This window comes from uncultured Microbacterium sp., assembly GCF_963521645.1.
GTDB lineage: Bacteria > Actinomycetota > Actinomycetes > Actinomycetales > Microbacteriaceae > Microbacterium.
The window spans coordinates 1-26,094 of the sequence record NZ_CAUQVQ010000036.1 but is presented as its reverse complement, the minus strand read 5'-3'; the positions used below and the strand labels follow the sequence as shown (position 1 = coordinate 26,094).

27 protein-coding genes are annotated in these 26,094 nt (G+C 68.2%); 15 read left to right on the top strand and 12 right to left on the bottom strand.

The features are described from left to right. Positions 1–105 precede the first annotated feature (105 nt). From RWO82_RS09635 to RWO82_RS09600, 8 genes are all read right to left on the bottom strand, one after another. Positions 106–861 (bottom strand): ATP-binding cassette domain-containing protein, encoded by a 756-nt coding sequence (locus RWO82_RS09635; RefSeq protein WP_314426170.1) that lies wholly within the window; start codon positions 859–861, stop codon positions 106–108. Then, positions 858–1,655 carry an ABC transporter ATP-binding protein gene (locus RWO82_RS09630; protein WP_314426168.1) on the bottom strand — a complete coding sequence of 266 codons (798 nt, stop codon included), beginning with the start codon at positions 1,653–1,655 and terminating at the stop codon, positions 858–860. Before RWO82_RS09630 ends, RWO82_RS09635 begins: the two co-directional genes overlap by 4 nt. Beyond that, entirely contained in the window at positions 1,652–2,512 is an 861-nt protein-coding gene (locus RWO82_RS09625) for an ABC transporter permease (RefSeq protein ID WP_314426165.1), read from the bottom strand. Before RWO82_RS09625 ends, RWO82_RS09630 begins: the two co-directional genes overlap by 4 nt. Next, positions 2,509–3,471, bottom strand: a complete 963-nt coding sequence (locus tag RWO82_RS09620) for an ABC transporter permease (protein WP_314426163.1) — start codon at positions 3,469–3,471, stop codon at positions 2,509–2,511. The genes RWO82_RS09625 and RWO82_RS09620 overlap by 4 nt, the downstream gene beginning before the upstream one ends. 51 nt (positions 3,472–3,522) lie before the next feature. Beyond that, on the bottom strand, positions 3,523–5,016 hold the full coding sequence (locus tag RWO82_RS09615) for an ABC transporter substrate-binding protein (protein ID WP_314426161.1): 1,494 nt from the start codon (positions 5,014–5,016) through the stop codon (positions 3,523–3,525). A 27-nt stretch (positions 5,017–5,043) separates the two neighbouring features. Further along, on the bottom strand, positions 5,044–5,739 hold the full coding sequence (locus tag RWO82_RS09610; RefSeq protein WP_314426158.1) for a DUF1684 domain-containing protein: 696 nt from the start codon (positions 5,737–5,739) through the stop codon (positions 5,044–5,046). A gap of 384 nt (positions 5,740–6,123) precedes the next feature. Then, on the bottom strand, positions 6,124–7,251 hold the full coding sequence (locus tag RWO82_RS09605; RefSeq protein WP_314426156.1) for a hypothetical protein: 1,128 nt from the start codon (positions 7,249–7,251) through the stop codon (positions 6,124–6,126). Next, positions 7,248–8,219 carry a hypothetical protein gene (locus RWO82_RS09600; RefSeq protein WP_314426154.1) on the bottom strand — a complete coding sequence of 324 codons (972 nt, stop codon included), beginning with the start codon at positions 8,217–8,219 and terminating at the stop codon, positions 7,248–7,250. Before RWO82_RS09600 ends, RWO82_RS09605 begins: the two co-directional genes overlap by 4 nt. A 208-nt stretch (positions 8,220–8,427) precedes the next feature. Here RWO82_RS09600 and RWO82_RS09595 point away from each other — a divergent pair, with 208 nt between their 5' ends. After that, positions 8,428–8,787 (top strand): hypothetical protein, encoded by a 360-nt coding sequence (locus RWO82_RS09595; RefSeq protein WP_314426152.1) that lies wholly within the window; start codon positions 8,428–8,430, stop codon positions 8,785–8,787. A 164-nt stretch (positions 8,788–8,951) separates the two neighbouring features. On the opposite strand, the gene RWO82_RS09590 is transcribed toward RWO82_RS09595, so the two are convergent. Further along, complete coding sequence (locus tag RWO82_RS09590; protein ID WP_314426150.1) at positions 8,952–9,539, bottom strand: Lrp/AsnC family transcriptional regulator; 588 nt, start codon at positions 9,537–9,539, stop codon at positions 8,952–8,954. A gap of 148 nt (positions 9,540–9,687) precedes the next feature. Here RWO82_RS09590 and RWO82_RS09585 point away from each other — a divergent pair, with 148 nt between their 5' ends. Genes RWO82_RS09585 through RWO82_RS09565 form a run of 5 tightly spaced genes read left to right on the top strand, consistent with a single transcriptional unit; the run spans position 9,688 to position 14,961 of the window. Further along, positions 9,688–11,274 (top strand): ABC transporter substrate-binding protein, encoded by a 1,587-nt coding sequence (locus RWO82_RS09585; RefSeq protein ID WP_314426147.1) that lies wholly within the window; start codon positions 9,688–9,690, stop codon positions 11,272–11,274. Between the two features lie 13 nt (positions 11,275–11,287). Beyond that, positions 11,288–12,349, top strand: a complete 1,062-nt coding sequence (locus RWO82_RS09580; RefSeq protein WP_314426146.1) for an ABC transporter permease — start codon at positions 11,288–11,290, stop codon at positions 12,347–12,349. After that, positions 12,346–13,257, top strand: a complete 912-nt coding sequence (locus RWO82_RS09575; RefSeq protein ID WP_314426143.1) for an ABC transporter permease — start codon at positions 12,346–12,348, stop codon at positions 13,255–13,257. Before RWO82_RS09580 ends, RWO82_RS09575 begins: the two co-directional genes overlap by 4 nt. Next, positions 13,254–14,129, top strand: a complete 876-nt coding sequence (locus RWO82_RS09570; protein ID WP_314426142.1) for an ABC transporter ATP-binding protein — start codon at positions 13,254–13,256, stop codon at positions 14,127–14,129. The genes RWO82_RS09575 and RWO82_RS09570 overlap by 4 nt, the downstream gene beginning before the upstream one ends. Next, entirely contained in the window at positions 14,122–14,961 is an 840-nt protein-coding gene (locus RWO82_RS09565; RefSeq protein WP_314426140.1) for an ATP-binding cassette domain-containing protein, read from the top strand. Before RWO82_RS09570 ends, RWO82_RS09565 begins: the two co-directional genes overlap by 8 nt. Before the next feature lie 196 nt (positions 14,962–15,157). Here the strand turns inward: RWO82_RS09565 and RWO82_RS09560 are convergent, their stop codons facing one another. Continuing rightward, positions 15,158–16,150, bottom strand: a complete 993-nt coding sequence (locus tag RWO82_RS09560) for a LacI family DNA-binding transcriptional regulator (protein WP_314426137.1) — start codon at positions 16,148–16,150, stop codon at positions 15,158–15,160. A gap of 209 nt (positions 16,151–16,359) precedes the next feature. Here RWO82_RS09560 and RWO82_RS09555 point away from each other — a divergent pair, with 209 nt between their 5' ends. The 5 genes from RWO82_RS09555 (at position 16,360) to RWO82_RS09535 (ending at position 22,153) form a co-directional block, all read left to right on the top strand. Continuing rightward, positions 16,360–18,222, top strand: coding sequence for a glycoside hydrolase family 2 TIM barrel-domain containing protein (locus RWO82_RS09555; RefSeq protein ID WP_314426135.1), 1,863 nt, complete (start codon positions 16,360–16,362; stop codon positions 18,220–18,222). Positions 18,223–18,308: 86 nt separating this feature from the next. Continuing rightward, positions 18,309–19,613 (top strand): ABC transporter substrate-binding protein, encoded by a 1,305-nt coding sequence (locus RWO82_RS09550; protein ID WP_314426131.1) that lies wholly within the window; start codon positions 18,309–18,311, stop codon positions 19,611–19,613. A 61-nt stretch (positions 19,614–19,674) separates the two neighbouring features. Next, positions 19,675–20,625, top strand: a complete 951-nt coding sequence (locus tag RWO82_RS09545; protein WP_314426128.1) for a sugar ABC transporter permease — start codon at positions 19,675–19,677, stop codon at positions 20,623–20,625. Further along, positions 20,622–21,542 carry a carbohydrate ABC transporter permease gene (locus tag RWO82_RS09540; protein ID WP_314426126.1) on the top strand — a complete coding sequence of 307 codons (921 nt, stop codon included), beginning with the start codon at positions 20,622–20,624 and terminating at the stop codon, positions 21,540–21,542. The genes RWO82_RS09545 and RWO82_RS09540 overlap by 4 nt, the downstream gene beginning before the upstream one ends. Continuing rightward, complete coding sequence (locus RWO82_RS09535; RefSeq protein WP_314426124.1) at positions 21,539–22,153, top strand: hypothetical protein; 615 nt, start codon at positions 21,539–21,541, stop codon at positions 22,151–22,153. The genes RWO82_RS09540 and RWO82_RS09535 overlap by 4 nt, the downstream gene beginning before the upstream one ends. A gap of 46 nt (positions 22,154–22,199) precedes the next feature. Here the strand turns inward: RWO82_RS09535 and RWO82_RS09530 are convergent, their stop codons facing one another. After that, a complete protein-coding gene (locus RWO82_RS09530; RefSeq protein ID WP_314426122.1) occupies positions 22,200–22,910 on the bottom strand; it encodes a hypothetical protein in 711 nt (236 codons plus the stop codon). A gap of 227 nt (positions 22,911–23,137) precedes the next feature. On the opposite strand from RWO82_RS09530, the gene rpsF reads away from it, so the two are divergent. The 4 genes from rpsF (at position 23,138) to rplI (ending at position 24,811) form a co-directional block, all read left to right on the top strand. Further along, positions 23,138–23,506 carry a 30S ribosomal protein S6 gene (gene rpsF, locus RWO82_RS09525; protein WP_201470589.1) on the top strand — a complete coding sequence of 123 codons (369 nt, stop codon included), beginning with the start codon at positions 23,138–23,140 and terminating at the stop codon, positions 23,504–23,506. 5 nt (positions 23,507–23,511) lie between these two features. Further along, positions 23,512–24,021: a single-stranded DNA-binding protein gene (locus RWO82_RS09520; RefSeq protein ID WP_194764331.1), complete on the top strand. Its 510-nt coding sequence runs from the start codon at positions 23,512–23,514 to the stop codon at positions 24,019–24,021. 71 nt (positions 24,022–24,092) lie between these two features. Further along, entirely contained in the window at positions 24,093–24,347 is a 255-nt protein-coding gene (gene rpsR, locus RWO82_RS09515) for a 30S ribosomal protein S18 (protein ID WP_314426118.1), read from the top strand. Between the two features lie 11 nt (positions 24,348–24,358). Continuing rightward, the gene (gene rplI, locus RWO82_RS09510) at positions 24,359–24,811 is read left to right on the top strand and encodes a 50S ribosomal protein L9 (RefSeq protein WP_314426115.1); all 453 of its coding nucleotides are present in this window, start codon (positions 24,359–24,361) and stop codon (positions 24,809–24,811) included. Positions 24,812–24,874: 63 nt separating this feature from the next. Here the strand turns inward: rplI and RWO82_RS09505 are convergent, their stop codons facing one another. Next, positions 24,875–25,354 carry a hypothetical protein gene (locus tag RWO82_RS09505; RefSeq protein ID WP_314426112.1) on the bottom strand — a complete coding sequence of 160 codons (480 nt, stop codon included), beginning with the start codon at positions 25,352–25,354 and terminating at the stop codon, positions 24,875–24,877. Between the last annotated feature and the right edge of the window lie 740 nt (positions 25,355–26,094).

The window sequence follows — 26,094 nt, the reverse complement described above, 5'->3', positions numbered from 1 at the left end:
GGGGTGGCGCCTGTTGTCGGTGTGGGGAGTTGGAAGCGGCGTGTGGTGCCAACCCAAGGTGTGCCAACCTCAGGGGTGCCAACCCGAGGGTGGGGGTGCCGTGGATCAGCGGGGCAGGCGCGGAACCGCGTCGACCAGCGCCCGGGTGTACGGGTCGTGCGGGGCATGAAGCACGGATGCCGTGGCACCCTGCTCGACGACGCGACCGTTCTGCAGCACCACCGTGCGGTCGCATGCCGAGGCGATCGCGGTGAGGTCATGCGACACCATCACGAGCGACAGGCCGTTCTCGCGGCGCAGGCGGTCGAGCAGTTCGAGCACCTGCACGCGCGTGGTGACGTCGAGGGCGCTGACCGGCTCGTCGGCGAGCAGTACGCGTGGGCGCGAGACGACGGCGCGGGCGATCGCGATGCGCTGACGTTGTCCGCCTGAGAACTCGTGCGGATATCGGCGGGCGGTGTCGGCGGGCAGCCCGACCGACTGGAGAGCCTCGGCGATGCGGCGTTGAGCCTCGGCTCCGGATGCCAGGCGCAGCGACCGGAGCGGCTCTCCGATGATGCGGTCGATGCGCTGACGGGGATCGAGAGACGAGTACGGGTCCTGGAACACCGGCTGCACGCTCGCCCGAAAACGACGCATCTGCGCACGATCGCGGAGATTCAGCGGAAAGCCGTCGAACAGCACCTGCCCCTCACGCGGCGCCGAGAGCCCCAGCAGCAGCCGCAGGATCGTCGATTTGCCCGCGCCCGACTCGCCCACGAGCCCGAGGGAGTCGCCTTCATCGAGGCTCAGCGAGATGTCGTCGAGCACCCGATGAGAGCCGTATGCGAAGCCGGCGCCGCGCAGTTCGAGAAGGCTCATGCGCCCGCCTCCGTCGCATCGAGGAACGCGTCGAGTGCGCGAGCGCTGTCGACCAGCATCCGCGTATACGGCTCCACAGGGTTCCGCAGCACCCGGGCGACCGTGCCCTCTTCGACCACGAGCCCATCGCGCAGCACGACGATGCGATCGACCATGCGCGACACCACGGCGAGGTCGTGGCTGATGAACAGCAGCGCCATGCCTCGTTCGGCGACCAGTCGCTCGAGCAGGGCGAGCACGGCCTCCTGCACCGTCACGTCGAGCGCGGTCGTCGGTTCGTCGGCGATGAGCAGCTTCGGCCTGGCGGCGAGGGCGATCGCGATCGCGACGCGCTGACGCTGGCCGCCGGAGAGCTCGTGCGGGTAGGCGCGCGCGAACCGCGGCTCCGACAGACCGACTTCGTGCAGCGATGCCGTGACCGATGAGCGCAGCTCGGCACCGCGCAGGCCGAGGTGTCGACGCAGCGGTTCAGCGATCTGGCGTCCCACCCGCATCAGCGGGTCGAGCGCGGTGAGCGGCTCCTGGAACACGATCTGCGCGACGGGTCCGCGCAGCGGCCGCAGCTCGGCATCCCGCGCTCCGACGACCTGATGCCCGTCGAGCAGCACGGAACCCGAGGGCGTCAGCGAATCGGGCAGCAGCCCGGTCACGGCGAGCGAGGTGAGCGACTTGCCCGAACCGGACTCGCCGATCAGGCCCAGGCGCTCTCCTGCCGCCACCGAGAACGACACATCGCGCACGAGCTCGCCCGATGCCGAGCGCACGCTGAGGGCCGAGACGTCGAGGATGCTCATCGGCTCCTCCTGCGGGTCGGGTCGGCGAGGTCGCGCAGACCGTCGGCGAGGAAGTTCACGCCCAGCACGAGCGCGATGATCGCGATGCCGGGTGCGATCGCGCCGACGGGGGCGGTGAGCACGGTGCCCTGCGCCTCCTGCAGCATCCGACCCCACGAGGCGTTGGGCGGCGGAGCGCCGAGGCCGAGATACGACAGACTCGCCTCGGCGAGCACAGCCGCGCCGAACTGCAGCGCGAGGCTGACGGCGAGCGTCGGCGCGATGTTGGGCAGCACGTGCTGGAAGACGACGCCGAGCACACCCGTGCCGCTGGTGCGTGCTGCGGTGACGAACTGCTCCTGCAGCACGCGTCGGGAGAGGATGCGGGTGAGCCGCGCGACCACGGCGGACATCGCGAGTCCGATCGCGAGCACGGCCGACCACAGCGACGCTCCCTGCACGGCGACGACGAGCATCGCGAGCAGCAGCACGGGGAACGCGATCACGACGTCGAGCCCGGCCGAGAGCGTGTCGTCGACCCAGGGACGAGCGAACGCGGCGATGAGGCCCACGATCGTGCCGAGCACGGCGGCGATCGCGACCGAGCAGATGCCGACGATCAGGGCGATGCGGGCGCCCCACATGAGCTGCGAGAGGAGGTCGCGGCCGAGTCGATCGGTGCCGAGCAGGTGCACGGCGCTCGGGCCCTCGAGGCGGCTGCCACTGGTGTCGGCGAGTGGATACGGCAGCCAGAACAGCGAGACCAGGGCGATCAGCACGATGACGCCGGTGAGCACGAGACCTATGAGCAGGGTCGCCTTCGGCCGGCGCCGCACGGGGACGGAGCCGGTGACCAGCTGCTCGGCGACGCGGCTCATCGGTTGCCCGAGACGCTCGTGCGCAGACGCGGATCGATCAGGCGCTGCACGATGTCGGCGGCGAAGCCCACGAGCAGGACGAAGAGCGTGCTCACCACGAGCACACCCTGGATGACCTGGAAGTCGTGCTGCTCGATGGCCGACAGCAGCAGGCTGCCCAGGCCCGGCAGCGTGAAGACGCTCTCGACGACGACCGCACCGAGCAGGGTGGTCGACAGCTCGATGCCGAGGATCGCGACGACCGGCACCGAGCCGTTGCGCACACCGTGACGCAGCAGCGCTTCGGCCATGCCCGATCCACCGGCGCGGGCGGTGCGCAGATAGTCGCTGCCGATCACGTCGAGCGTCGCGGAGCGCACATAGCGGCTGAGCGACGCGCTCATCACGATGACGATGGTGATCACCGGGAGGGTGAGGGATCGCAGCGCATCGGCAGGGTCCTCCCAGTCGTCGCGCGGGAACCCGCCGGAGGGCAGCGCTCCGAGACCGAGCGCGAAGATCCACACGAGCACGACGCCGACCCAGAAGACCGGGACGGCGACGCCGAGCTGCGCGAAGCCCGAGAGCGCGATGCCGTACCAGCGGTCGGCCTTCACCGCGGCGGTGATGCCGATCACGAGAGACACGAGCAGCGCGACCGTGAAGGCGATGAGAGTGAGGGGGAGGGTCACGGCGAGCCGGTCGGCGATGTCGGGGCCCACCGGACGGGAGCTCAGGAACGATTCACCGAGATCGAAGCGCAGCAGCTGGCCCGCCCAGGTCGTGAACTGCTGCAGGAGAGGCTGATCCGAGCCGACCTGTGCACGGGCCGCGGCGATCTGCTCGGGGGTGGCGTTGACCGAGAGCAGCGCGTTCGCCGGGTCGCCCGGGAGCAGCCGCAGCAGCACGAAGATCGCGATCATCGCGACGACGAGCGAGACCACGAGGAAGGCCAGACGGCGGATCAGATAAGCGAGCATGACTGTTCAGTAGGGGAGGGGGATGCCGACGCGCGGCATCCCCCTCGCGCGTCAGGACTTGACGATGTCGTAGGCGAAGAACTGGGAGTTCAGGCCGTTGACCGGGTATCCGCTGAGGTCGCTCGAGGCGACCACGATCTGCGGGTAGAGGTACAACCATACGCTCGCGGCATCCTCGGCGATCTTCTCGTTGACCTGCTTCAGCAGAGCGGTCTGCTCGTCGGTCGTCGCGGCCTGCTCGGCCTCGGCCACCCACTGCTGCACCTGGGCGTCGTCGTAGCCCCAGTAGAAGTCGGGGTTTCCGTACCAGACCACGTCGCGGTCGTTCACGTGCTCCTGCAGGGTCGCCTCGAAGTCCTGCTCCTTGAACACCTTCGTGTACCACTCGTCGGCGCTGATCGTGTTGATCTCGACCGTGATGCCGACCTCGGCGAGCTGCGACTGCAGGAACTCCGCGACCGCGGGGTGCGGGTCGTAGCTGGGGGTGTCGAGCGTGAACGTGAAGCCGTCGGCGTAGCCGGCCTGCGCGAGCAGGTCCTTCGAGAGCTCGACGTCGTAGGGGTTCACGGCGGTGAGGTCTTCGTACCAGGGGTCGGTCGGCGGCACCATCGAGCCGATCAGCGTGCCGTAGTCGCCCCAGATCGACTCGAGCAGCTTCTCGGTGTCGACGGCCGAGTAGATCGCCTTGCGCACGAGCGCGTTGTCGAAGGGGGCTGTGCGGTCGTTGAATGCGAGCAGCTCCTTCGTGGTCGAGGTGCCCTCGCTGATCACATAGTCGTCGCCCTCGAACTGCGCGAGCGAATCGGGGCTCTGCACGCTGGTGATGACGTCGATCTCGCCGGTGGCCAGGGCATTGTTCTCGGCGGTCGCGTCGGTGAAGTACGTGTACACGACCTCGGCGTTCTTGGCAGGCTCGCCCCAGTAGTCGTCCCAGCGCTCGAGAGTCAGGGTGGAGCCCTTCTTCCACTCGTCGAGCGTGTAGGGGCCCGTGCCGTCTTCCGACCCGGTGATGTCGCCGGCCTCGTCGTTCACGACCCAGACGTAGCTGAGGTTGTAGAGGAACGAGATCGACCGCTGCGACAGCGTGAAGACGACGGTCTGGTCGTCGGGGGTCGAGATGTCGGCGATGGTCGTGAAGCTCGACTTGCGGGCAGAGACCGAGTCCTCGGCGGTGACCGCCTCGACGCTCGACTTAACGTCGGCGGAGGTCAGCGGGTCACCCGAGTGGAAGGTCACGTCGTCGCGCAGCGTGATCGTGTAGGTGAGGCCGTCGTCCGACACCTGCGCGTCTTCGGCGAGGAGCGGCTCGACCTCGCCGTCGTCGCTCAGCCGGTAGAGACCCTCGTAGACGTTGCCGGTCAGTGCCTCGGTCACACCCTGGCCGCCGCCCTGCGTGTTGCTGAGGTTGGTCGGCTCGTACAGCGAGCCGATGTAGATCGTCGCGTCTTCGCTCGAGGCATCGTCGCTCGCGCCCGAGGCGCATCCGGCCACGAGGGCGAGCGTGGCCACGGCGCCGAGCGCGCCGAGGATGCGGGTTCTTCTCATGAGTGCTCCAGGGTGAGGGTGTGCGGATCAGGCCGCGTAGATGTCGAAGCCGTCGTGGAAGACGACGTTCTTCTCGCCTGCTCGGATGGGCAGGGGGAAGCGGTTGGATGCCGGCGGCAGCGGGCAGTTGTACTGGGCGCTGAACCCGCACGGCGGCACGAAGGCGCGGTTGAAGTCCAGCGTCACGGAGCCTGCGTCGTCGCGCAGCTCGACGAACAGGAAACGGCCCGATCCGTAGGTCTCCGACCCGTTCGTCTCATCGCCGAACACGAGCAGCAGGGTGCCGCCGTCGTCGAACGCCGCGAGGTCGTATTCGCGGCCGTCGAGCTTGAGACGGATGTCCCCGGGGACGACCAGGTCGCGCGTGCCTCCGTTGTCGCGGATGTGCTCGAAAGACACGCGGCGGTCGCCGGAGACGGGGGTGAAGTGTCCCTCGAGCACCCACGCCGGGTCGTAGTCGTAGGTGTCGATGCGGTCGAAGGCGCGGATCGCGGGTGCGTCGGCATCCCACAGGCGCAGTCCGTGCTCGGCCGCACCGGTCTCGATGTTCGTGCGCTGGACCGGTGTCGCCACGACCGTGGCGGCGGCGGCATCCTGTGCCGCGGCGAGATCGGGCTCGTCGCCGGTCCATCGCGTCTCAATCAGGGCGAGGTTGCCGGTCGGGCCGGTCACCGCGTCGCGGCGGGAGGACTGCCAGAGGGTGTGGGCTTCGCGTTCAGACATCATTTCCATTCTCATGCATGCAGGGAGAGGGCAGGCCGCCACCGTCACGAGGGGTAACGCGCGCATCCGCCCATCGCTTCCCGGGTGAGCCGGAATTCGGGCGGATGCACGAAAATCACGGCGAAACTGCGCGGGCGGTACGCGATTCGCAGGGGTTTCGATGCGGCGCCTCCGGGATCATCCGCCGCAATCTCGTGCAACGTTTTCCGGTATACCGTTGTGCCTAACGCGTTGATACGCCAGTCCCCAGCTGGTTCCGCGTCGGACGGTTCGACCGTCCTGCAGAGGGAGAGTCAGATCTCCTTCTGATCCCGAGGGGGGATGGGGTGGGACCGCTGATCCCCAGTCAGCACCCACCCCCACAACCCGCCTCGGGACGGCGCGTCAGACTGACCGCGACCAGATCCAGAAGATCATGAAGCCCACCGCGAGCACGAGCGGCAGCCAGCGGCCGCTGCGCTTGAGCCGACGCCCCTCGTGCGCCACTCCGGGTGGCGGTGCGAGCATGCCCGCGGGCGCGGCGAAGGGCAGCGGACCGGATGCGGCAGGCGACGCCGTCGAACCGGAACCCGTCGCGGCGGCGGTCGATCTCTCGGCCAGCAGTCGGTCGTCGCGCCACCGGGCCCACTGCTCGAACTTGGTCAACAGCGCGCCCACGGTGCCGAACAGCCAGGCCCAGTTGGCCGGATCGAGGGTCGTCACCCTGCGCTGCGTGTAGAGGAAGAGCCAGTCGTCGACGATCTCGACATCGAGTTCGGCGGCGTTGTCGATGAAACGGGCCATGATGTCGGGCGTGAACAGGTAGAGGGCGTCCTGCTCGTACCCGGTCGGGCAGTAGAGGGTGAAGTACCGGTCGAAGTCGCCCTCGAGCGACAGGCGCTGCTCGCGCTGGAAGGCGGCGGGCAGGTTCGAGCCGAAACCGTTGTTCCCCTTGGCGTCGAGCACGATGTTCGGCAGAGGGACGTCGAGCTTCACGGCGACGTAGCCCCATCGGTGCGTGGTCGCGTTCTTGCCGGATCCCGTCGTGTACTGGAAGTTGCCGAACTCCACGAACCGCGGTCGGTCGCCGCGCACCAGATCGGTCGCCACTCGCGAGTGGCCGAGACCGAACACCATCCCCGGAAGACGAGGATCCGAGACGCGGGCTTCGTAGGACATGCCGTTCGCGCGCGCGAACGCGTCGAGGCGGTAGCGCGTCACGCGCGAACGACGCCAGCTGACCACGGCGGCCGCGGCGACGGCGACGCCGATGCCGAGGAACACGAGAAGGACCAGACCCGCGAAACCGGACGAACCGGGCGAGTTCAGGATCGAGATCGCGGTCGACACCACGATCGGAATCGCGATGACCGTCACGATCGCGATCACCGCGAGAGCGATGATCGATGAGGCCTGGAGACCCGTCGATCCCCGGGAGCGGAGCTCGGCGTTGAAGGCGCCGACTGCGCGCGGATCGACCGGATCGGTGAGCGGACGCCCGTCGAACAGCGGAGCGGGGTGCGCCGCGCTCACCGGTTCACCTCGTCGGCATCCCACGTCAGACGGGCGCCCTCGGAGATCGGGAAGGCCTCGAGCTGCGCGTCTGCGCAGAGCTCCGCGATCAGTTCGGGGGATCCCGCGACGATCGTCGAGTCGGCGTCGACATCGCTGACCATGACCCAGGCGTGGTCGTCGGGCCAGAGGATGCTGGGACTCTGCGCGGAGGGCTCGAAGCCGTGCGCCTCACCCTCGCGATCGCGCCAGGGCACGTCGAGGATCCAGTCCGCTCGAGCGAACGCGCTCACATCGCCGCGGAACAGCACGTGGTCGCGGTCGGGCAGGGTGAATCTCGGCCCCTCCGAGATCTCCCGCGACAGGATGCCCTCTTGCCAGGTGTGCGTGCGGAAGGCGTTGTTGAGGGGATCGCGGATGCTGCGATCCAGCATCGCCCGGTGATTCGGGTCGTCGCCGACGCTGAGGAACGAGCGCGAAGGGCGGTGCCCCAGGTGACCGAGCAGGCCCCCCGTCCCCTCCCAGAGCGCGACGACACCGGCATCCGGAGTGCGTGTGTACGAGACCAGATGCGTGGCGATCGTCGCCACCATCTCGGCCGACAGGAAACCTTCGATCGGCGCCGTGAACTCGCGACCGTCGGGGGAGAGGCGCGCGGTCCAGTCTCCGTCCGGCGGTGTGCGCACGATCCGCGACCACTGCGCGAGCGGATGCAGGGTCGTGCCGAAGACGGATGCCGCCTCGGCCCAGGTCGACGGCCGATCGACGAACCGGTCGAGGATCGACTGCTGATCGGCCGCGGTCATGCGGTCGTAATCGTCGTACGTGGGCACCGGGCGGTCGGGCAGCGAGCGCACGATCGCAGGGTGCAGGATGCGCGCGTAGGCCGGGAAACCGTGCGGAACCACCGTATGAACGGTCGCGTTCCCGGGGCTGTCGAGGCGCTCGCGCAGCCACTCGCCGGCCGAGGTGTCAGGCATCCAGTGCATGCGCTCCACGGTACCCGGGGCCGGTGGCATCGTCCGGGGGCGCGGCGGGGCCGCGGCGACTCGACCTCGTATCGGCGGTCAGACGAAACCCACCCAATGCCGCCGCGGGTCGGTGCTTTCGTCTCGCCGGGCATGACGGGCGATGGGGCGCAGCAGACGCTTCTGGGGCATGGCTGACGGGCGCCGCGCGCGCCTCCATAATCGGAACGTGAGCTCCTCTGCACCCATCCCCTCCCTCGACGGCCGCCGGTTCCTGATGGTCTCCTCGACCACCTCCGCGGTCGACCCCGCAGCACCCAGCGAGTTCGTGTACCGGGAGAAGGACGGGGCGATCTGGGGGGACTACTCCGGTGACACGGTCACCTTCGGCCGCTTCGTCGGCACCCGCACCGGCGACACCATCTGGGTGTCGTTCGTGCACGTGCTCGTCGCCGACGGCACCGTCGTGACGGGCAGCGGCGAGAGCGAGCTGGAACTCACGGACGACGGACGCATCCGACTCGTCGAGCACTACGAGATGCACGGCCTGCCGCAGCTCAGCGTGTGCGAAGAGGTCGCCGGGGTCTGATCGCGGGGCGTTTCGTCTCGGGCGGCTTCGCCGTCCTCGCTCAACGACCGGGTGGGGCGGGCGGCTTCGCCGTCGTGGCTTGACGACCGGGTGGGGCGGGGCGTTTCGTCTCGGGCGGCTGCGCCGTCCTCGCTCAACGACCGGGGGGTGGGGCGGGGCGGGGCTCAGCGAGGCGGCAGGGTGTCGCGTCCGGGAGATGCCGGCGTCCAGCGCGTCATGCCGAGCGGCGCCTGCGACTCGCGCTCGGGAAGATCGCTCGGAAGCAGGAACGAGCGACGGACGACCTCGTCGAGCACCACCACACTGACGACCGTGCGCACCTCGGGCAGCTGCGCGATCACGCCGGTGGAGAACTCGTGCACACCGCTCACATCGACTGCACGGATGAGCAGCATGGCGTCGTGCTCGCCGGTGGTGATGGCGCACCACTCGACGTCGGGCATCTCGACGATGCGGTCGCGGAAAGACGCCCACGCCTGCGGATGCACCGTGACGAAGACCAGCGCGCCGATCGACAGCCCGGCCTTGGCATGATCGACCTGTGCGCTGAAGCCGGTGATGACGCCGTCCTGCATCAGGTTCTCGACCCGGGTGTACGCGTTGGCCCGAGAGATGCCCACGGTCTCGGCGAGCGCGGCGATCGAGATACGACCGTTATCGCGCAGCGTCTCGAGGATTCTGTATCCGATGTCGTCCAGCGGGGCGGCACTTCGTCCAGATTGCCTCGTAGCTTCGTCGCTCTTGGTGGACACAATGCTCCTCACGGGCCGGGTCTTGGACAGACTGTGATGGCGTCTGCATTCTTGCTGGACACATAGTCCCATACAATGCGAATCTGATCACCGGTCGTCCACCCGGCGTCGACCGAACCCGATGAACTCCTTGCCCCTGGAGGCCCATATGTCGTCACGTCGCAGCACGTCCGTCATCGCGATCGGAGCCGTCGCGCTCCTCGCTCTCGCTGGTTGCTCCGGTGGCAACTCGGCGAACAACAGCGGAGATTCCGCCGGTTCCGACTCTCTCGTGATCGACACCGCGTTCTCGATCGAGACCGCAGACCCCGGTCACACCTACGACCCGACCGGCAACATGATCGCCAAGGCGCTCTACGAGACCCTGGTCGACTTCGAGGGCTCCGACGTCTCGACTCCCGTCCCCGGTCTCGCGTCGTGGGAGCAGAACGACGAGGCGACCGAGTTCACCTTCACCCTCGAGGGCGACCGGGTCTTCTCGGACGGCTCGCCGATCGAGGCGAAGGACGTCGTGTTCACCCTGCAGCGCATCCAGGGGATGACCGACGCCAAGCCGAACTTCCTCCTCGGCGGCCTCACGATCACCGAGGTCGACGACAAGACGATCTCGATCACCTCCGAGACGCCGCTGCTGCAGCTGCCGGCGATCCTCGCCAACCCGGCGCTCGGCATCGTCAACTCCGATGTCGTGATCGAGAACGGCGGGTCGATCGACGGATCCGACAGCGCACAGAGCTTCCTCGACGGCGAGTCCGCGGGCTCGGGTCCGTTCGTGCTCGACACCCTCGACCTGTCGTCGCAGGTCGTGCTGACCAAGAGCGACGAGTACAACGGCGATGAGGAGGCCGCCTACGGCCGCGTCGTCGTGCGCAACGTCTCGGAGAGCGCGACCCAGCTCGCGAACCTCAAGGGCGGCGACTCGATGGTCGCGATGGACCTCAACGGCGACCAGGTCTCGGGACTCGGCGACGGACTGAACGTCGACTCCGTGCCGTCCGGGCAGACCATCTTCCTGCTCCTGAACCAGTCGGAGGCCGTCGCGGGCGAGCTCGCGAACGTCAAGATCGCCGAGGCGATCCGCTACGCGCTCGACTACGACGCGCTGCTCGAGCTCGCCGGTGCCGGTGCGGTGCAGGCGACCGGTGTCATCCCGCCCGGATTCGAGGGCGCCCTCGAGGCCGGCGTCGAGCAGGACCTCGACAAGGCCGAGGCCGCTCTGGCCGAGGCCGGCTACACGGGTCAGACCCTGAAGCTGCAGTTCCCGAACGACTACCCGGTCGGCGGCGTGGAGTTCACCCCGCTCGCCGAGCGCATCCAGGCTCAGCTCGAGGATGCCGGCATCGCCGTCGAACTCGCCCCCGCGCCGTTCGCCACCGAACTCGACGCCTACGTCAACGGCACCGAGGGCTTCGGCCTGTGGTTCTGGGGCCCGGACTACGCCGACTCGGCCAACTTCCTCCCGTTCGCTCCCGGACTCAAGGTCGGTCTGCGCGCCGGCTGGGCCGCCGAGGCCAACCCCGAGATCGCGGGCATCGCGGCCGGTGCGGCCGCCGCGACCGACGAAGCCCAGCGCAGCGAGGCCTTCACCTCGTTCGCCGAGGCGATGCAGGAGGAGGGTCCGTTCGTGCCGCTGATCGTCCCCGGCCGCAACATCGCCACGGCGGATGCCGTCACCGGCGCCGTGTACAACTCGGTGTGGGAGATGGACATCGCCGAGATCACGCCTGCCGGCTGATCGGGGCTGACTGATGACGACGGTGGCCGTGCGACGGCAGGCTCAGCGTCGCAGGTCGCCGCTCGTCGGATACCTGCTGCGCCGGATCGGCACCTCGCTGCTCCTGCTCGTGGGGGTCACGATCGTGACCTTCGCGCTGACGAACCTCGTGCCGGGCGACCCCGTGTCGGCGGCGCTCGGAGAAGGAGCTTCGCAGAATCCCGAGACGCGAGAGGCGTTCATCAAGGCCCAGGGCCTCGATCAGCCCCTCTTCGTGCAGTACTTCATCTACATGGGCAATCTCCTCCGCGGAGACCTCGGCACGTCGCTGGTGACCGGTCGCCCGGTCACCAGCGACCTGGCCACCGCGGTGCCGGCGACGATCGAGATCGCGATCGGGGCCATCATCCTGAGCCTCGCCGTGAGCATCGTGCTGGGAACCCTTGCGGCCTATCGGCGCGGGCTCGTGACCGACCAGGTGATCCGCATCGTGACGCTGATCGGCCTGAGCGTCCCGACCTTCTGGCTCGCGCTGGTCAGCTTCTACGTGTTCTTCCTCGAACTGCGCATCGCGCCCGGCTCCGGTCGCATCTCGCCGTCGATCACCCCGCCGCCCCGCATCACCGGGCTCTACACGGTCGACTACCTCCTCAACGGAGACGGCGTCGGATTCGCCGACGCCCTCGCCCACCTGGCTCTTCCGGTCATGGTGCTGTCTCTCGTGACGATCGGCCTGCTCACGCGGTTCATCCGCACGTCGGTGCTCGAGGTCCTGGGCAGCGACTACGTGCGGGCGGCCCGATCGAAGGGCCTCCCCGCGATGCGCGTGATCCTCGACTACGTGCTGCGCGGAGCGTCGCTCCCGATCCTCACCGTGGTGGGCGTCGCGTTCGGCTCACTGCTCTCGGGCACGGTGCTCGTCGAATCGGTGTTCGCGTGGCCCGGCCTGGGCACCTACGCCTACAACTCGGCCGCCAACCTCGACCTCCCCGGCATCATGGGCGTCGGTCTCGTCGTGGGAGTCATCTACCTCCTCATCAACTTCGTCGTCGATCTGCTCTACGGCGTCCTCGACCCGAGAGTGAGGATCGCATGAGCCGCATCGACTCGGCATCCGGCCCCTGGCGGTTCCGCTTCCGCTGGCCGCGCGCCTGGCGCACGCCGCTCGGAGTGATCGGCACCGTGATCGCGGGCGCCTGGATCATCGTGGCCTTCACGGCGCAGTGGTGGGTGCCGTTCGGCCCCAACGCGCAGGTGCTGCCCCGACTGCAGGAGCCGGGGATCGACACCCTGCTCGGCACCGACGGTAACGGCCGCGACATCTTCTCGCGCCTGATGACCGGAGCCACCGTGAGCCTGCCGCTCGCGCTCATGCTCGTGATCGCCGCGATGATCATCGGCACCGTGATCGGAGCCGTCGCCGGATACTTCGGCGGCTGGGTCGACGAGACGCTCATGCGCATCACCGACCTGTTCATGGCGTTCCCGACGGTGATCCTCGCGATGGTCGTGGCGGCATCCCTCGGGCCGTCGCTGTTCAACGCGGTGATCGCGGCGATCGTCGTCTCGTGGCCGCAGTACTCGCGAGTCACTCGCAGCATCGTGCTCGGCCTCCGTGGTCAGAACTACGTGATCGCCGGACGCCTGCTCGGCCACTCGCCGCTGCGCACGCTGTTCGTCGACATCCTGCCGAACATCGCCGGCCCCGTGCTGGTGCTAGCGACGCTCGACATCGGTGCGGCGATCCTGCTGCTGTCGGGCCTGTCGTTCCTCGGTCTGGGTGCGCAGCCTCCGACCGCCGAATGGGGCTCGATGATCTCCGCGGCCATGCAGAACTTCGACGCCTGGTGGCTCGGGGTCTTCCCGGGGCTCGCGATCCTCACCGTGGTGCTCGCCTTCAACTTCCTCGGCGACGCGATGCGCGACATCCTCGACCCGACGGCCGAGGTCACGCACGAGAAGCAGGCCGAGCACGTCGCATCCGCGAAGGGAGCGGCAGCATGACCGCGCAGTCGCGCACTCCTGCGCTGAGCATCCGCGATCTGACCATCGACATCGGCCGGCCGCTCGTGCACGGCGTCTCCCTCGACCTCGAGGCAGGGCGGATCCACGGCCTCGCCGGCGAATCCGGCTCGGGCAAGACGCTCACGTCGCTCGCTGTGCTGGGGCTCCTGCCGCGGCAGGCGCGCACCGGCGGGTCCATCCTGCTCGCGGGGGAGGAGCTGGTCGGCATGCGTCGCCGGGCTCTCAACCGCATCCGCGGCCGACGCATCGCGATGATCTTCCAGGATCCCTCGGCGTCGCTGCACCCGCAGCTGCCGATCGGGCGACAGCTCACCGACCACATGCGCGTACACCTCGGGCTGCGGGGCGAGGCCGCGAAGGCCAGAGCGATCGAACTGCTCGAGACCGTGCAGGTGCCGAATCCGGATGCCGCGCTGAAGCGCTACCCGCACCAGTTCTCCGGCGGTCAGCGCCAGCGCATCGCGATCGCGTGCGCTCTCGCATGCGACCCCGAGGTGCTGCTGGCCGACGAGCCCACCACGGCGCTCGACGTCACCGTGCAGGCGGGCATCCTGACGCTGCTGCGCGAACTCGCGATCGAACGCCGGCTCGCCGTGCTGCTCGTCACGCACGACCTGGGCGTCATGAGTGCGATCGCCGACGAGGTCGCGGTGATGAAGAACGGGCGCATCGTCGAGCGGGCCGACCGCGAGACGCTGTTCCGCGACCCGCAGCACGAGTACACCCGCACGCTGCTCGCGGCGCTGCCCGGGTCGAAGCTCGAGGTCGCCCCACCGGATCCGGCTCTGGTCGACCCGGTGAGGGCGGATGCCGCCGTGACGCCTGTCGAAGAGGAGGCCGCAGATGAGTGACGTCGCCGTGCTCGACGCCCAGGGCGTGGTCGTCCGCTACCCCGGCAGCCCGCCGGTGGTCGCCGTCGACGGCGTCTCCTTGACCGTCGCGCCCGGAGAGACCGTGGCGCTCGTCGGCGAGTCCGGCAGCGGCAAGTCGAGCCTCGCCCGCGCGGTCGTCGGCATCGAGAAGCTGGCCGGGGGAGAGGTGCGCTTCCACGATGCGCCGGTGAAGCCGCTCGGCATCCGTCGGCGCGACCTCGCGCTCACCGGCATCCAGATGGTGTTCCAGGATCCGTCGACGTCGCTCAACCCCCGACGTCGTGTGGGCGACCAGATCGCCGACGGCATCGCGACCGCTCGCGCCCGCGGTGCCGAGGGGTCGACCGTCGCGGAATGGCTCGATCGGGTCGGGCTGCCGACCGAGGTCGCCACGCGCTTCCCGCATCAGTTCTCGGGCGGGCAGAAGCAGCGGCTCGCGATCGCCCGCGCCCTCGCGGCACGCCCCTCGCTGCTGGTCGCGGATGAGCCGATCTCGGCTCTGGACGCGTCGACGCAGACCAGCGTGGCGGGTCTCATGCGCGATCTCGTCGCGGAGGCGGGCGCCGGGATGCTCTTCATCTCGCACGACCTCGCCGTGGTGCGCCGCATCGCCGACCGCACCTTCGTGATGTTCGCCGGGCGTGTGCTCGAAGCGGGCGCCACCGATCGTGTGTGGGCTGCCCCGCAGCATCCGTACACGCAGGCGCTGCTCGCGGCGATCCCCGAGCCCGACGGTGCGGGCCGCATCCCTGCCGCTCCGTCGAGCGAGGAGCGCGCGATCTGGTCGGAGGTCGCGCCGGTCCTCGACTGAGGCTGCTGCGACTGCTGCGCCCGCTGCGAAGGAGCTTGCGCCCTGCGCCTGCTGCGAAGGAGCTCGCGCACTGCGAAGGAGATCTCGCGCATCGAAGGACGGATACCGCAGATCGGTCCTTCGATGCGCGAGATCTCCTTCGCAGCGAGGGCGAATGCACGTCGCGCCGGCCGTCGACCGAAGCATCCGCGTCCGGTCAGCGCGGGATGAGGCTGTACGGGATCTCGTGGTGGGCGCCCGACGACGGGACGGGGTCCGCGAGGATGTCGAGGATGGTCGATGCCGCCTTCTCGACGCCGTGGTCGACCGTCGAGAAGGTCGGGATGTGGAATCCGCCCTCCTCGATGTCGTCGAACCCCATGACCTGCACCCGATCGGGCACCGGGATGCCGCGGCTGCCGAGCGTGTAGAGAGCGCCGAGCGCCAGGCTGTCGCTGAAGCAGAACAGGGCGTCGAATGCGGTGCCGCTCTCGATCAGACGCTCGACCGCCGTGGAGCCCTCTGCTCTGTTGAACTGCTCGACGGTGGCGTACAGCGAGGGATCCGGCTCGATGCCGGCCTCGTGCAGAGCGCGGAGGTAGCCCTCGAAACGGAGTCTCGAGGTCGCCGTGGGACCCGAATGCTGCACGCCGACTGCGGCGATGCGTCGTCGTCCGCTCTCGAGCAGGTACGACGTCGCCGCCGCCGCAGCCGACACGTTGTCGATGCCCACGTGGTGTGCGGTCGCGCCGACCAGCGACTCCGCCTGTTCTCCGATCAGCACGAGAGGCGGCGCGGCGGGTCGGTTCGCGACGTCGGCGGCGGTGAGCGCGAGCGGGCTCATGACGATGCCGTCGAGAGCCGGGAGGCCTTCGCCTGCCATCAGCGCCGACTCGCTCGCCCTGTCGCCTCCGGTCTGCGCGATCAGCACCGTGAGCGCCCGCTTCTGCGCGGTGGTGACGAACTGCGACGCGAACTCGGCGAAGTAGGGCTCGCGCAGATCGGGGAGGACGAGCGCGATGAGCCCGCTGCGACCGTTGCGCAGCTGCCGCGCCGCGAGATTGGGGCGATAGCCGAGCTCGTCGATCGCGGTGAGGATGCGCTGTCTCAACTCGTCGCCCACCCACCCCGTGCCGTTCACGACGTTCGAGACGGATTTCGCGCTCACGCCCACGCGCGCGGCGACGTCGGCGAGGGTCACACGAGGCATCGGGAGCATCCTCTCATCCGGTCGAGAGGTCGCGAGAACGTGCGAGCTCCTCGATCCGAGTTTAGTGGTTGACGTTAGTTCAACGTGGAACTATCGTGTAGTTCAACGTGGAACGGAATGCGCTTTCCGGACCAGTTCATCCCTCGGAGCGGAGGGACGAGTTCGATGACGAAGGGTCGGCCCTGGCCGACCGGAAGAGGGAGCCGCACGTGGCATTGCGAGACGCCGACCGAGCGATCGAGAGCATCAGGGCGAGTCGACTGGAGACCGCGCGCCCGCGCCCGCAACTGGTGCGCGACTCGTTCGTCGAACTCGACGGCGAGTGGGGCTTCGCGCACGACGACTCCGACAGCGGACTCGGCGAGCACTGGCATGACGGACGCGAGCTGCCCGACCGCATCCGCGTGCCCTTCCCTCCCGAATCACCGGCCTCGGGCATCGGCGCGACCGGCTTCCACCCCGTGGTCTGGTACCGGCGTGCGCTGACCGCGAGCGATCTCGACGCCGCAGCCCACACTCCGCAGCGACGCGCCGTCCTGCACTTCGGTGCCGTCGACCACCGGGCCACGGTATGGGTCGACGGGGCAGCGGTGGGGTCGCATGAGGGAGGGCACACGCCGTTCGCCGTCGACATCACCGACGCGCTCGACCTCTCGCTCGACGAGCACGTCATCGTCGTGCGCGCGGAGGATGATCCCCACGATCTCGCGCAGCCGCGAGGAAAGCAGGACTGGCACGAAGACCCGCATGCGATCTGGTACCACCGCACCACCGGCATCTGGCAGCCCGTCTGGTTCGAGTCGGTCGCACCGCAGCACGTCACGGCGATCAACTGGACGTGTGATCTGACCGCGGGAACCGTCACGGTCGACGTGTCGCTCAGCCGTCGCGCCGACAGCGTCGTCCACGTGCAGATCGCGCATGACGGGCTGATCCTGGGATCCGCCAGCGTGCTCGCGAACGACACGAGCACGACGCTCACCTTCCCCCTCGACGGGCAGCGCAACGGCCAGCACTACGAACACCTGCTGTGGCGGCCCGAGAACCCGGTGCTGCTCGACGCGTGGGTGCGGGTCGAGACCGAGGACGACGAGACCGATGCCTGCGCGAGCTACCTCGGACTGCGCTCGGTGGGCTGGGATCAGGGCGCGCTCCTCGTCAACGATCGACCCGTCACGCTGCGGTCGGTGCTGAGCCAGGGGTACTGGCCCGAATCGCATCTCGCCGCGCCCTCGGCCGACGCTCTGCGCCGCGAGGCCGAACTGATCGGCGAGCTCGGGTTCAACTCGGTGCGCGTGCACCAGAAGATCGAGGACGAGCGCTTCCTGTACTGGGCCGATCGGCTCGGCCTGCTCGTCTGGGGCGAGATGCCGGCCACCTACACGTTCTCGACCGAGGCGGTGCGGCGCACGACGGCCGAGTGGACCGAAGCCGTCGTCCGCGACCGCGCCCACCCGAGCATCATCACGTGGGTGCCGCTCAACGAGAGCTGGGGCGTGCAGCACATCGCGTCCCGCGCGGATCAGCGCGCCTTCGCCGAGGGGCTGTACCACCTGACCAGAGCGTTGGACCCGAGCCGCCCCGTCATCTCGAACGACGGCTGGGAACTCGGCACCTCCGATCTCTGGACTCTGCACGACTACGAGGCCGACGGTCAGGTGCTCGCCGACCGCTACGACATCGAGGAGTCGGCTCTCCGCGACTACATCGGCGGCATCGGTCCGGCCGGCCGGCGGATCCGCCTCGCGGGGACCCATGACACCGGGCAGCCCGTCATGCTCACGGAGTTCGGCGGCGTGAAGTGGGCGGTCGACGACAGCCCGACCGACTCGTGGGGGTACTCGGAGGCATCCGGCGCCGAGGACTTCACGCGCATGCTCGGGGAGATCCTCGGGGCAGTGCAGTCGGGCACCCGAGGCTTCCGCGGGCGACCGAAGGGACTCGCCGGCTGGTGCTGGACCCAGCTCACCGACACCATGCAGGAGCGCAACGGCCTGCTCACCGAGGCGAGAGAGCCGAAGCTTCCGTTCGCGACCTTCCGCGCCCTGATCCAGGGCACGAGCGAGCACTGACCGACCGCGCACCGTTCCCATCGGCGGCCGCACCACGCCGCCGTGCACGACCCACAGGGCCCCGGCCCGCTCAATGAGGAGATCCCATGTCCAAGAGGTTGCCCGCACTGCTCGCCGTCGCCGGCGTCACCACCCTGGTGCTCGCCGGATGCAGCGGAGGTTCGAACGATGCCCCGACGGAGGTGACGTTCGACGAGGACACGGCTGCGGAGATCAGCTTCTCGTGGTGGGGCAATGAAGACAGGGCCGATCGGTTCGAGCAGGTCGTGGCGCTCTTCAACGAGGAGTACCCGAACGTCGAAGTCGTGCGCAACTTCAACGCGTGGGGCGATTACTGGACCGCACGCAACACGGAGGCCGCCGGGAAGTCGCTTCCCGATGTGGTGATGATGGATGCCGGCTATCTCGGCGAGTACGCGAGCAAGAACCTGCTCGCCGACCTCACGCCCTACCGTGACACGCTGCTGCCGCTCGACGGCATCAACGACCAGGTGCTGGGCTCCGGCACGGTCGACGACCAGCTGGTCGGCGTCCCTCTGGGCACCAACGCCTGGTCGATGATGTACAACAAGGACCTCCTCGACTCGTTCGGCATCGACTACCCGACCGACGACATGTCGTGGGACGAGCTGAACGACTTCATCCTCGAGGTCAACGAGGCGGGCGGCGGGTCCGATCCCCGCATCTACGGCGCGGAGGACTACACGGGCGGTCTGCCGAACTTCATCTATCACCTGATGCAGGACGACAACCCGGTCTTCGAGGAGGACGGCACTCCCGCCTTCGACGAGGACGACGTGATCTCGTACCTCGACAGCGCGGCCGACCTCCGCGACGACGGGGACTTCTACCCGGTCGAGCGCAGCGTCGCGTTGTCGCCGAGCGGCGGCTTCCTCGCAGGGGAGGCCGCGATCTGGTTCAACTTCTCGACCACGGTGCTGCAGGGGATGACGGATGCCGGCACCGAGAACATCGGCATGGTCCAGCCTCCGCTCGACAAGGGTCAGGACGCGCATGTGCTCGCTCCCAAGCCCAGCATGCTGTTGAGCGTCGCGAAGAACTCGGACCAGCAGCAGGCCGCGGCGGCGTTCGTGAACTTCCTCACCACGTCTCCCCAGGTCGCCGAGATCTTCGGCACCTCGCTCGGCACCCCGCCCACAGAGGAGGGGCGTGCCGCGATCGATCAGACCCCCGCCGACACCGTGAACCTCGACTATCTCGCCTCGATCGACGACGAGATGACGGCCAGCTACCCGATCCTGCCCGCGGGCTACGGCACCATCGAGGCCAAGTGGGGCGAACTGCACGAGCAGCTGCGCTACGGCGACATCACGACCGAGCAGTTCGCGCAGGAGCTGTTCACCGAGATGTCGTTGGTTCTCGGATCCTGACCGTCTCGCACGACCCTGCCGCTGGGCTGCAGAGCCCGGATGCAGGAGAAAGGACGACTCCATGACTGCTCCCGCAGCCACCGCCCCGGCTCGACCGGTCAGGACGCGCACGAACCTGCGCGCTCGTCGAGAGACGAGAGCGGGCTATCTGTTCCTCAGCCCGTGGCTCATCGGTTTCTTCGCCCTGACGGCGGGGCCGATGGTCGCCTCGCTGTTCCTGTCCTTCACCGACTACAACCTGTTCAACGACCCGGAGTTCATCGGCGTCGACAACTACACGCGGATGTTCTCCGACCCGAACTTCCTGCAGGCGGTCAAGGTCACCGGGATCTACGTCCTGGTCGGCACCCCGCTCAAGCTGATCGCCGCGCTGGCCGTGGCGATGCTGCTGAACGTGCCGCGGCGGGGCCAGGGCTTCTATCGGTCGGCGTTCTACCTCCCGTCGCTGATCGGCGGCAGCGTGTCGATCGCGATCGTCTGGAAGGCGATGTTCATCGACAACGGGATCGTCGCGCAGATCGGGTCGTTCTTCGGGGGCCCGCCCGCGTCCGAGGGCGGGTGGGTCGGCGATCCCGCACGCACCCTGCCCCTGCTGATCCTGCTGACGGTGTGGCAGTTCGGAGCGCCGATGGTGATCTTCCTCGCCGGACTCAAGCAGGTGCCGCCGGAGCTCTACGAAGCGGCATCCGTCGACGGTGCCGGGCCCGTGCGCCGGTTCTTCTCGATCACCATCCCGATGCTGTCGCCGGTGCTGTTCTTCAATCTGCTTCTCGAGACGATCCACGCCTTCCAGGTCTTCAACTCGGCGTACATCATCTCCAACGGCAGCGGAGGACCCGCGGGATCGACGCTCTTCTACACGCTCTACCTCTATCTGCGCGGGTTCCGCGACTTCCAGATGGGCTATGCCTCGGCCATGGCCTGGGTGCTCGTGATCGTGGTGGGGATCGTCACCGTGATGCTCTTCCGCAGCTCGAAGGCCTGGGTCCACTACGCAGGAGACGAACGATGAGCAAGGTCCTCACACACACCGAGGTGGTCACGACCGATCGCACGACGGGGCGGGCGCTGCGAGAGGCGACGAACCGGCGCAGGCAGAACGGCGCGAAGACCGTCGTCTTCCACGTGCTCACCCTGGCCGTGCTCGTCGTCATCCTGTACCCCGCCGTCTGGATGGTCATGTCGTCGTTCAAGCCGGGCAACGAGATCATCGGCTCGGTGAGCCTCGTGCCCGAGAGCTTCTCGTTCGACAACTACCTCAAGGCGCTGCAGGGGATCGGCGGCGTCTCGTTCTGGACGTTCGTGGCGAACTCGCTGATCCTCGCGCTGGCGTCGGTCATCGGCATCGTGCTCTCGTGCTCGATCACGGCATACGCGTTCGCCCGCATCCGCTTCCGCGGCAGCCGGCTGTTCTTCCTGTGCATGATCGCGACCATGCTGCTGCCGTTCCACGTGGTGATCATCCCGCAGTACATCGTGTTCAACCAGCTCGACATGATCAACACGTACTGGCCGCTGCTCCTGGGCAAGTTCCTCGCAGCCGATGCGTTCTTCGTGTTCCTGATGATCCAGTTCATCCGCGGGCTCCCGCGAGACCTCGACGAGGCGGCCCGCATCGACGGCGCGGGTCATGTGCGCACCTTCTCCTACGTGATCCTGCCGCTCATGAAGTCCGCACTGGTGACGAGTTCGATCTTCGCGTTCATCTGGTCGTGGAACGACTTCTTCGGGCCGCTGCTGTATCTGAAGGACCCCGGCATGTACACGATGCCCCTCGCGTTGCGGCTGTACGTCGACCAGACCTCCACGAGCGACTACGGGGCGCAGATGGCCATGGCGATCCTCGCGCTCCTGCCGGTGGTCGTGTTCTTCCTCGCGTTCCAGCGATACCTGGTCTCGGGCGTCGCGACCGAAGGGCTCAAGGGATGAGTGCGCCTCGACGTGCGCGCGGCCGGGGGGACGAACGGCGCTTCGGCGGAACGGGCGTCTCGGCCTTCGGGGAGATGCTCGTCGTCGGGCTCGGGGTGGCCGTCATGTCGCTGCCGCTGGTGACTCTCGCCCCGGCGGTCGCGGCAGGTGTCAGGCACCTCGACGCGCACCTCGATCACGAGCAGGACTCGGTCGCACGGCTGGCCAGGTGGGGTCTGCAGGCGATCCGCTCCGGGTGGTGGTTCGGAGCGGCGTCGACGACCGTGATCGGGCTGCTCGTGCTCAATGCGATCGGCGGCGCGCAGGGCCTGCTGCCCGGCGGCAGGGTTCTCGCGGTGGTGAGCGGCGCGCTCGCCGCCGTCGTCGCTGTGGCGTCGCTGCGGACGGCCGCGCTGTGGCATCCGCGAGCGCGGTGGTCCGATCTCTGGCGGGCCGGCCGCACTCTGCTTCTCGACGATCCGATCGGCGACGTCTTCGTGCTCTTCGGACTGGGGGTGGCGATCACGGTGGTCTGGATGCTCCCGCCGCTCATCGTGATCGCGCCGGGCCTGGTCGTCGTGTCGCTCGTGGCAGCGGAGCGTCGCCGGATGTCGTCGACGGCGTCCGTATGACGACGGGCCGAGGCGAAAGCCCCGGCCCGCGGTCTGCGACGGTGGATCAGATCGGCGCGACGATCTCCTGCGCCACATCCCACTCGGTGATCTCCATCGAGGTCTCGATGGACTGGCCGCCGGCATTCGCGGATGCGGTCGAGGCCAGGATCACGTAGTCGGACGTCACTTCATAGACCACGTCGACGGGCACGCCCTGCATGTCGGCCGTGCCGGTCACGAGGAAGACGTCCTGGCCGAGACGGCTGCCGGTGCCGGTCACCGAGAAGTCTCCCGTCAGGCCGCCCGCGGCTTCGGCGGGGTCGATGCCCTCGAGGTTGGCGGCACTGGTGCTCAGGGCGGCGATGACCGGGTCGGAGGACTCCGGGTCGGCGGCCTGCCAGTCGCTGGTCGATGACTTCACCCACACGTCGTCGCCGATCACGATGAGCGAACCCATGGGCGAGATCGACTCCACGGCCTTCTCGCTCGGGTTGTACTTCATGGTCGACTCCATGCCGAGCACGGTCGTGGTGCCCGCGTAGCCGGCCGCGTCGGACATCGCCTCGGTGATGCAGGCACCGAGCGCGGCGCCGTCCACCGAGGCACCCTCGGCGAGTTCCGGGCAGTCGGATGCAGGGGCCGCGGTCTCCTCCTGCTCCGCCGCGGCGGTGGGCTTCTCTTCGTCGGGCCCCGCCTCGGCCCCCGCGGAGCATCCGGTGAGCAGCACGGCGGCGGTCAGGGCGAGCCCGACCCCCCACTTCTTGGAACGCATCATGTTTCCCCCTTCGGTCGTGTGCGCGCGGCGTCGATCGCCATGCACGCATACCAGCATGCCAAGCCTCGGCCGCACCGCGTGGAGGCGGCCCCGAGGAATCTCGGCTAGACTGTCGAGGTTGTCTGCCCTATGTCTTCCACTCGGGAGGTCATGGCAGACGACATGCACACACCCTCCTGCTTCCGGGAAAGTCCCGGAAGCCGTTCTAGTCCGAAGGAGGTGGGTAAGTGACGCACCAGTACGAACTCATGGTCATTCTGACCCCCGAGATCGACGAGCGCCAGGTCGCACCCACGCTCGACAAGTTCCTGAAGGTCATCACCAACGATGGTGGCTCGATTGAAAAGGTCGATGTCTGGGGCAAGCGCCGGTTCGCTTATGAGATCCAGAAGAAGACCGAGGGCATCTACGCCGTCGTGAACTTCACCGCTACCAGCGAGGCCACGCAGGAGCTCGACCGTCAGCTCAAGCTGAACGAGCAGATCATGCGCACCAAGGTGCTCCGCGCCGAGGAAGCTCAGGCGATGATCGCTTCCGAGGCGAAGCGCGCCGAGGAGAAGGCTGCCCGCAAGGCCGCCAAGGCTGCGAAGGCCTGAGTTCCATGGCCGGCGAAACAGTCATCACCGTGGTGGGAAACCTCACGGCCGACCCCGAGCTGCGTTACACGCAGAACGGACTGCCGGTGGCGAACTTCACCATCGCTTCGACGCCTCGGAACTTCGACCGCGCCGCCAACGAGTGGAAGGACGGCGAAGCGCTGTTCCTCCGTGCGTCGGTCTGGCGTGAGTTCGCCGAGCACGTGGCGGGTTCGCTGACCAAGGGAATGCGCGTCATGGCGCAGGGCCGTCTGCGTCAGCGCTCCTACCAGGACCGCGAGGGCAACCAGCGCACCGCTATCGAGCTGGAGGTCGACGAGATCGGCCCCTCGCTCCGGTACGCGACCGCGCAGGTCACCCGGGCGGCGTCCAACGGTGGCGGTGGCGGCGGCGGACAGTCGCGTCCCGCGCAGCAGCAGCAGGTGTCGGAGGAGCCGTGGTCCACCCCCGGCTCGTCGACCAGCGCAGATGCCTGGAGCACTCCGGGCAGCTTCGGTGACGACACCCCCTTCTGAACAATCTTCTGGATCGGGTCGCTGAGTCCGTCGAAAGACTCGGTGGTCCGTCTCATCACTAAGGAAAAACAATGGCTGGAAAGTCGAGCGGCGACCGCCGCAAGCCGCGGAAGGGTGGCAAGCCCACCGCTCCCGCGAAGTCGATCCGGGTCGGTCTCATCGATTACAAGGATGTCGCGACCCTTCGCAAGTTCATCTCGGAGCGTGGCAAGATCCGCGCCCGTCGCATCACCGGTGTCTCCGTGCAGGAGCAGCGTCTGATCGCGAAGGCGATCAAGAACGCTCGCGAGATGGCTCTCCTGCCCTACGCCGGCGCTGGCCGCTGAGGGGTACGGATATGGCAAAGCTGATTCTCACGAACGAGGTCGCCGGGCTCGGAAGCGCCGGTGACGTGGTCGAGGTCAAGAACGGGTACGCCCGCAACTACCTCATCCCCCAGGGCTTCGCTACGGCGTGGACCCGCGGTGGCGAAAAGCAGGTCGCATCGATCCAGGCTGCTCGTCAGGCTCGCGCGATCCACGACCGCGACGAGGCCGTGGCCCTGAAGAACACCATCGAGGGCACCAAGGTGCGCCTCACGGTCAAGGCAGGCAACGAGGGCCGTCTGTTCGGCTCGGTCAAGACCGCCGATGTCGCTGACGCGGTCTCGGCAGCCGGTCTCGGCTCGATCGACAAGCGCAAGGTGCACATCGGATCGGCCATCAAGGTCACCGGTGAGCACGAGGCCACGGTTCGTCTGCACGACGACGTGACCGCTGTCATCACCCTGCAGGTCGTCGCCGCCAAGTAGGCCCGACGCCCTCTCGAGAATGCCCCCTGTCCTCCGGGACGGGGGGCATTCTGCATGCGGTGGTCAGGTGAGGCCGAGCTCCGCAGCGCGGTGAGGATGGGCGGGGAGCCCGGGATCCACGTCGACCGCCCGCGACCAGCCCTGATCGTCGAGGGGAACGCCGCGCGCCACGAGGGCGCGCACGGCATCCCCGACCGCGTCGACGAACTCGCCGCCGACGTGCGAACCCGCCACGAGAGAGACGATGATCCGCGCCCACGCATCCCGTGCGTCGACATGGACCACCGTCACTCCTTTCGCCGACAGCGGCCCGAGCCTGCTCGTGATGACCGAGAGGCCGCTTCCGCCGATCAGGACGTCGCCCATCGCGGAGCCGCGGCGGTAGACGCGCGGGGCGCCGGTCGCCGAGGGATCGAGGCGGAAGTGCGCCGAGCGCATCGTGCGATCGAGCTCGCTGAGCGCGGCGTCGACGGCATCCGCGGGAACCAGGAGGGTCCGGGCTCCGTTGACCGCCCAGCGCAACCGCCGCGGGTCCTCGGTCATCCCGGCCACCCCTGCGCGAGCGAGCGCTCGAGGTCGCGGAGCCCGGTCTGCCATTCGTCGGCCAGGTCACCGGCGGCTTTCGTGGTGGCGGCGAGTTCTGTCATCGAGGACCTCCCCGAACGAGTCTAGGCAGGGGTTCCGAAGGTCTCCGGATTCGATCGGCAAGGCTCGCTGAGAACCAAATCCGCTGGTCATGACCGTGTGTTCCGACTGGTGGCGTTCTGTGACGCGCCCGGTGAAATCTCGGCTTGACTTTCCCCAGGTTCTGCACATGTGACCAGACGATGGACAAACCTTAAACGCTCGGTTGAACCACGTTCTCATCCACAGGATGGGGAAACGAAGAAGGCCAGTTCAGCTGCTATAAAGGGTCTGGCATTTCAGGTACTCCACCGGGTTATCCACAGCGGTTGTACACAGACACTCCGGAATTCTCCGCACACTTTCCACATAGTTATCCACAGCCTGTGTTGCGACCGTAAATCGCCGCTCGTAGCGTGGTCGAGCGACCCGATGTCGGAGGCTGCTGGTTCGCTGTGCAGACGGCGTCGAATGGCCGCGACAGCGCAGCACGACATCCGGGCAGCGCCCCATCACGCCCGTCGCATCGAAGGGAACACTGTGTCGATCGCTGACATCTCCGAGGACCGCCTCGGCGGCAAGCGTCCGCCCGAGCGGACCCCGCCGCACGACCTCCTCGCAGAGCAGAGCGCGCTGGGTGGCATGCTGCTGTCCAAGGA

Coding starts and splice junctions, on each gene's coding strand:
- RWO82_RS09635 (WP_314426170.1), bottom strand. CDS start 861: ATGAGCCTTCTCGAACTGCGCGGCGCCGGCTTCGCATACGGCTCTCAT.
- RWO82_RS09630 (WP_314426168.1), bottom strand. CDS start 1,655: ATGAGCATCCTCGACGTCTCGGCCCTCAGCGTGCGCTCGGCATCGGGC.
- RWO82_RS09625 (WP_314426165.1), bottom strand. CDS start 2,512: ATGAGCCGCGTCGCCGAGCAGCTGGTCACCGGCTCCGTCCCCGTGCGG.
- RWO82_RS09620 (WP_314426163.1), bottom strand. CDS start 3,471: ATGCTCGCTTATCTGATCCGCCGTCTGGCCTTCCTCGTGGTCTCGCTC.
- RWO82_RS09615 (WP_314426161.1), bottom strand. CDS start 5,016: ATGAGAAGAACCCGCATCCTCGGCGCGCTCGGCGCCGTGGCCACGCTC.
- RWO82_RS09610 (WP_314426158.1), bottom strand. CDS start 5,739: ATGTCTGAACGCGAAGCCCACACCCTCTGGCAGTCCTCCCGCCGCGAC.
- RWO82_RS09600 (WP_314426154.1), bottom strand. CDS start 8,219: ATGCACTGGATGCCTGACACCTCGGCCGGCGAGTGGCTGCGCGAGCGC.
- RWO82_RS09585 (WP_314426147.1), top strand. CDS start 9,688: ATGTCGTCACGTCGCAGCACGTCCGTCATCGCGATCGGAGCCGTCGCG.
- RWO82_RS09580 (WP_314426146.1), top strand. CDS start 11,288: ATGACGACGGTGGCCGTGCGACGGCAGGCTCAGCGTCGCAGGTCGCCG.
- RWO82_RS09575 (WP_314426143.1), top strand. CDS start 12,346: ATGAGCCGCATCGACTCGGCATCCGGCCCCTGGCGGTTCCGCTTCCGC.
- RWO82_RS09570 (WP_314426142.1), top strand. CDS start 13,254: ATGACCGCGCAGTCGCGCACTCCTGCGCTGAGCATCCGCGATCTGACC.
- RWO82_RS09565 (WP_314426140.1), top strand. CDS start 14,122: ATGAGTGACGTCGCCGTGCTCGACGCCCAGGGCGTGGTCGTCCGCTAC.
- RWO82_RS09560 (WP_314426137.1), bottom strand. CDS start 16,150: ATGCCTCGTGTGACCCTCGCCGACGTCGCCGCGCGCGTGGGCGTGAGC.
- RWO82_RS09550 (WP_314426131.1), top strand. CDS start 18,309: ATGTCCAAGAGGTTGCCCGCACTGCTCGCCGTCGCCGGCGTCACCACC.
- RWO82_RS09545 (WP_314426128.1), top strand. CDS start 19,675: ATGACTGCTCCCGCAGCCACCGCCCCGGCTCGACCGGTCAGGACGCGC.
- RWO82_RS09540 (WP_314426126.1), top strand. CDS start 20,622: ATGAGCAAGGTCCTCACACACACCGAGGTGGTCACGACCGATCGCACG.
- RWO82_RS09535 (WP_314426124.1), top strand. CDS start 21,539: ATGAGTGCGCCTCGACGTGCGCGCGGCCGGGGGGACGAACGGCGCTTC.
- RWO82_RS09530 (WP_314426122.1), bottom strand. CDS start 22,910: ATGATGCGTTCCAAGAAGTGGGGGGTCGGGCTCGCCCTGACCGCCGCC.
- RWO82_RS09520 (WP_194764331.1), top strand. CDS start 23,512: ATGGCCGGCGAAACAGTCATCACCGTGGTGGGAAACCTCACGGCCGAC.
- rpsR (WP_314426118.1), top strand. CDS start 24,093: ATGGCTGGAAAGTCGAGCGGCGACCGCCGCAAGCCGCGGAAGGGTGGC.
- rplI (WP_314426115.1), top strand. CDS start 24,359: ATGGCAAAGCTGATTCTCACGAACGAGGTCGCCGGGCTCGGAAGCGCC.
- RWO82_RS09505 (WP_314426112.1), bottom strand. CDS start 25,354: ATGACCGAGGACCCGCGGCGGTTGCGCTGGGCGGTCAACGGAGCCCGG.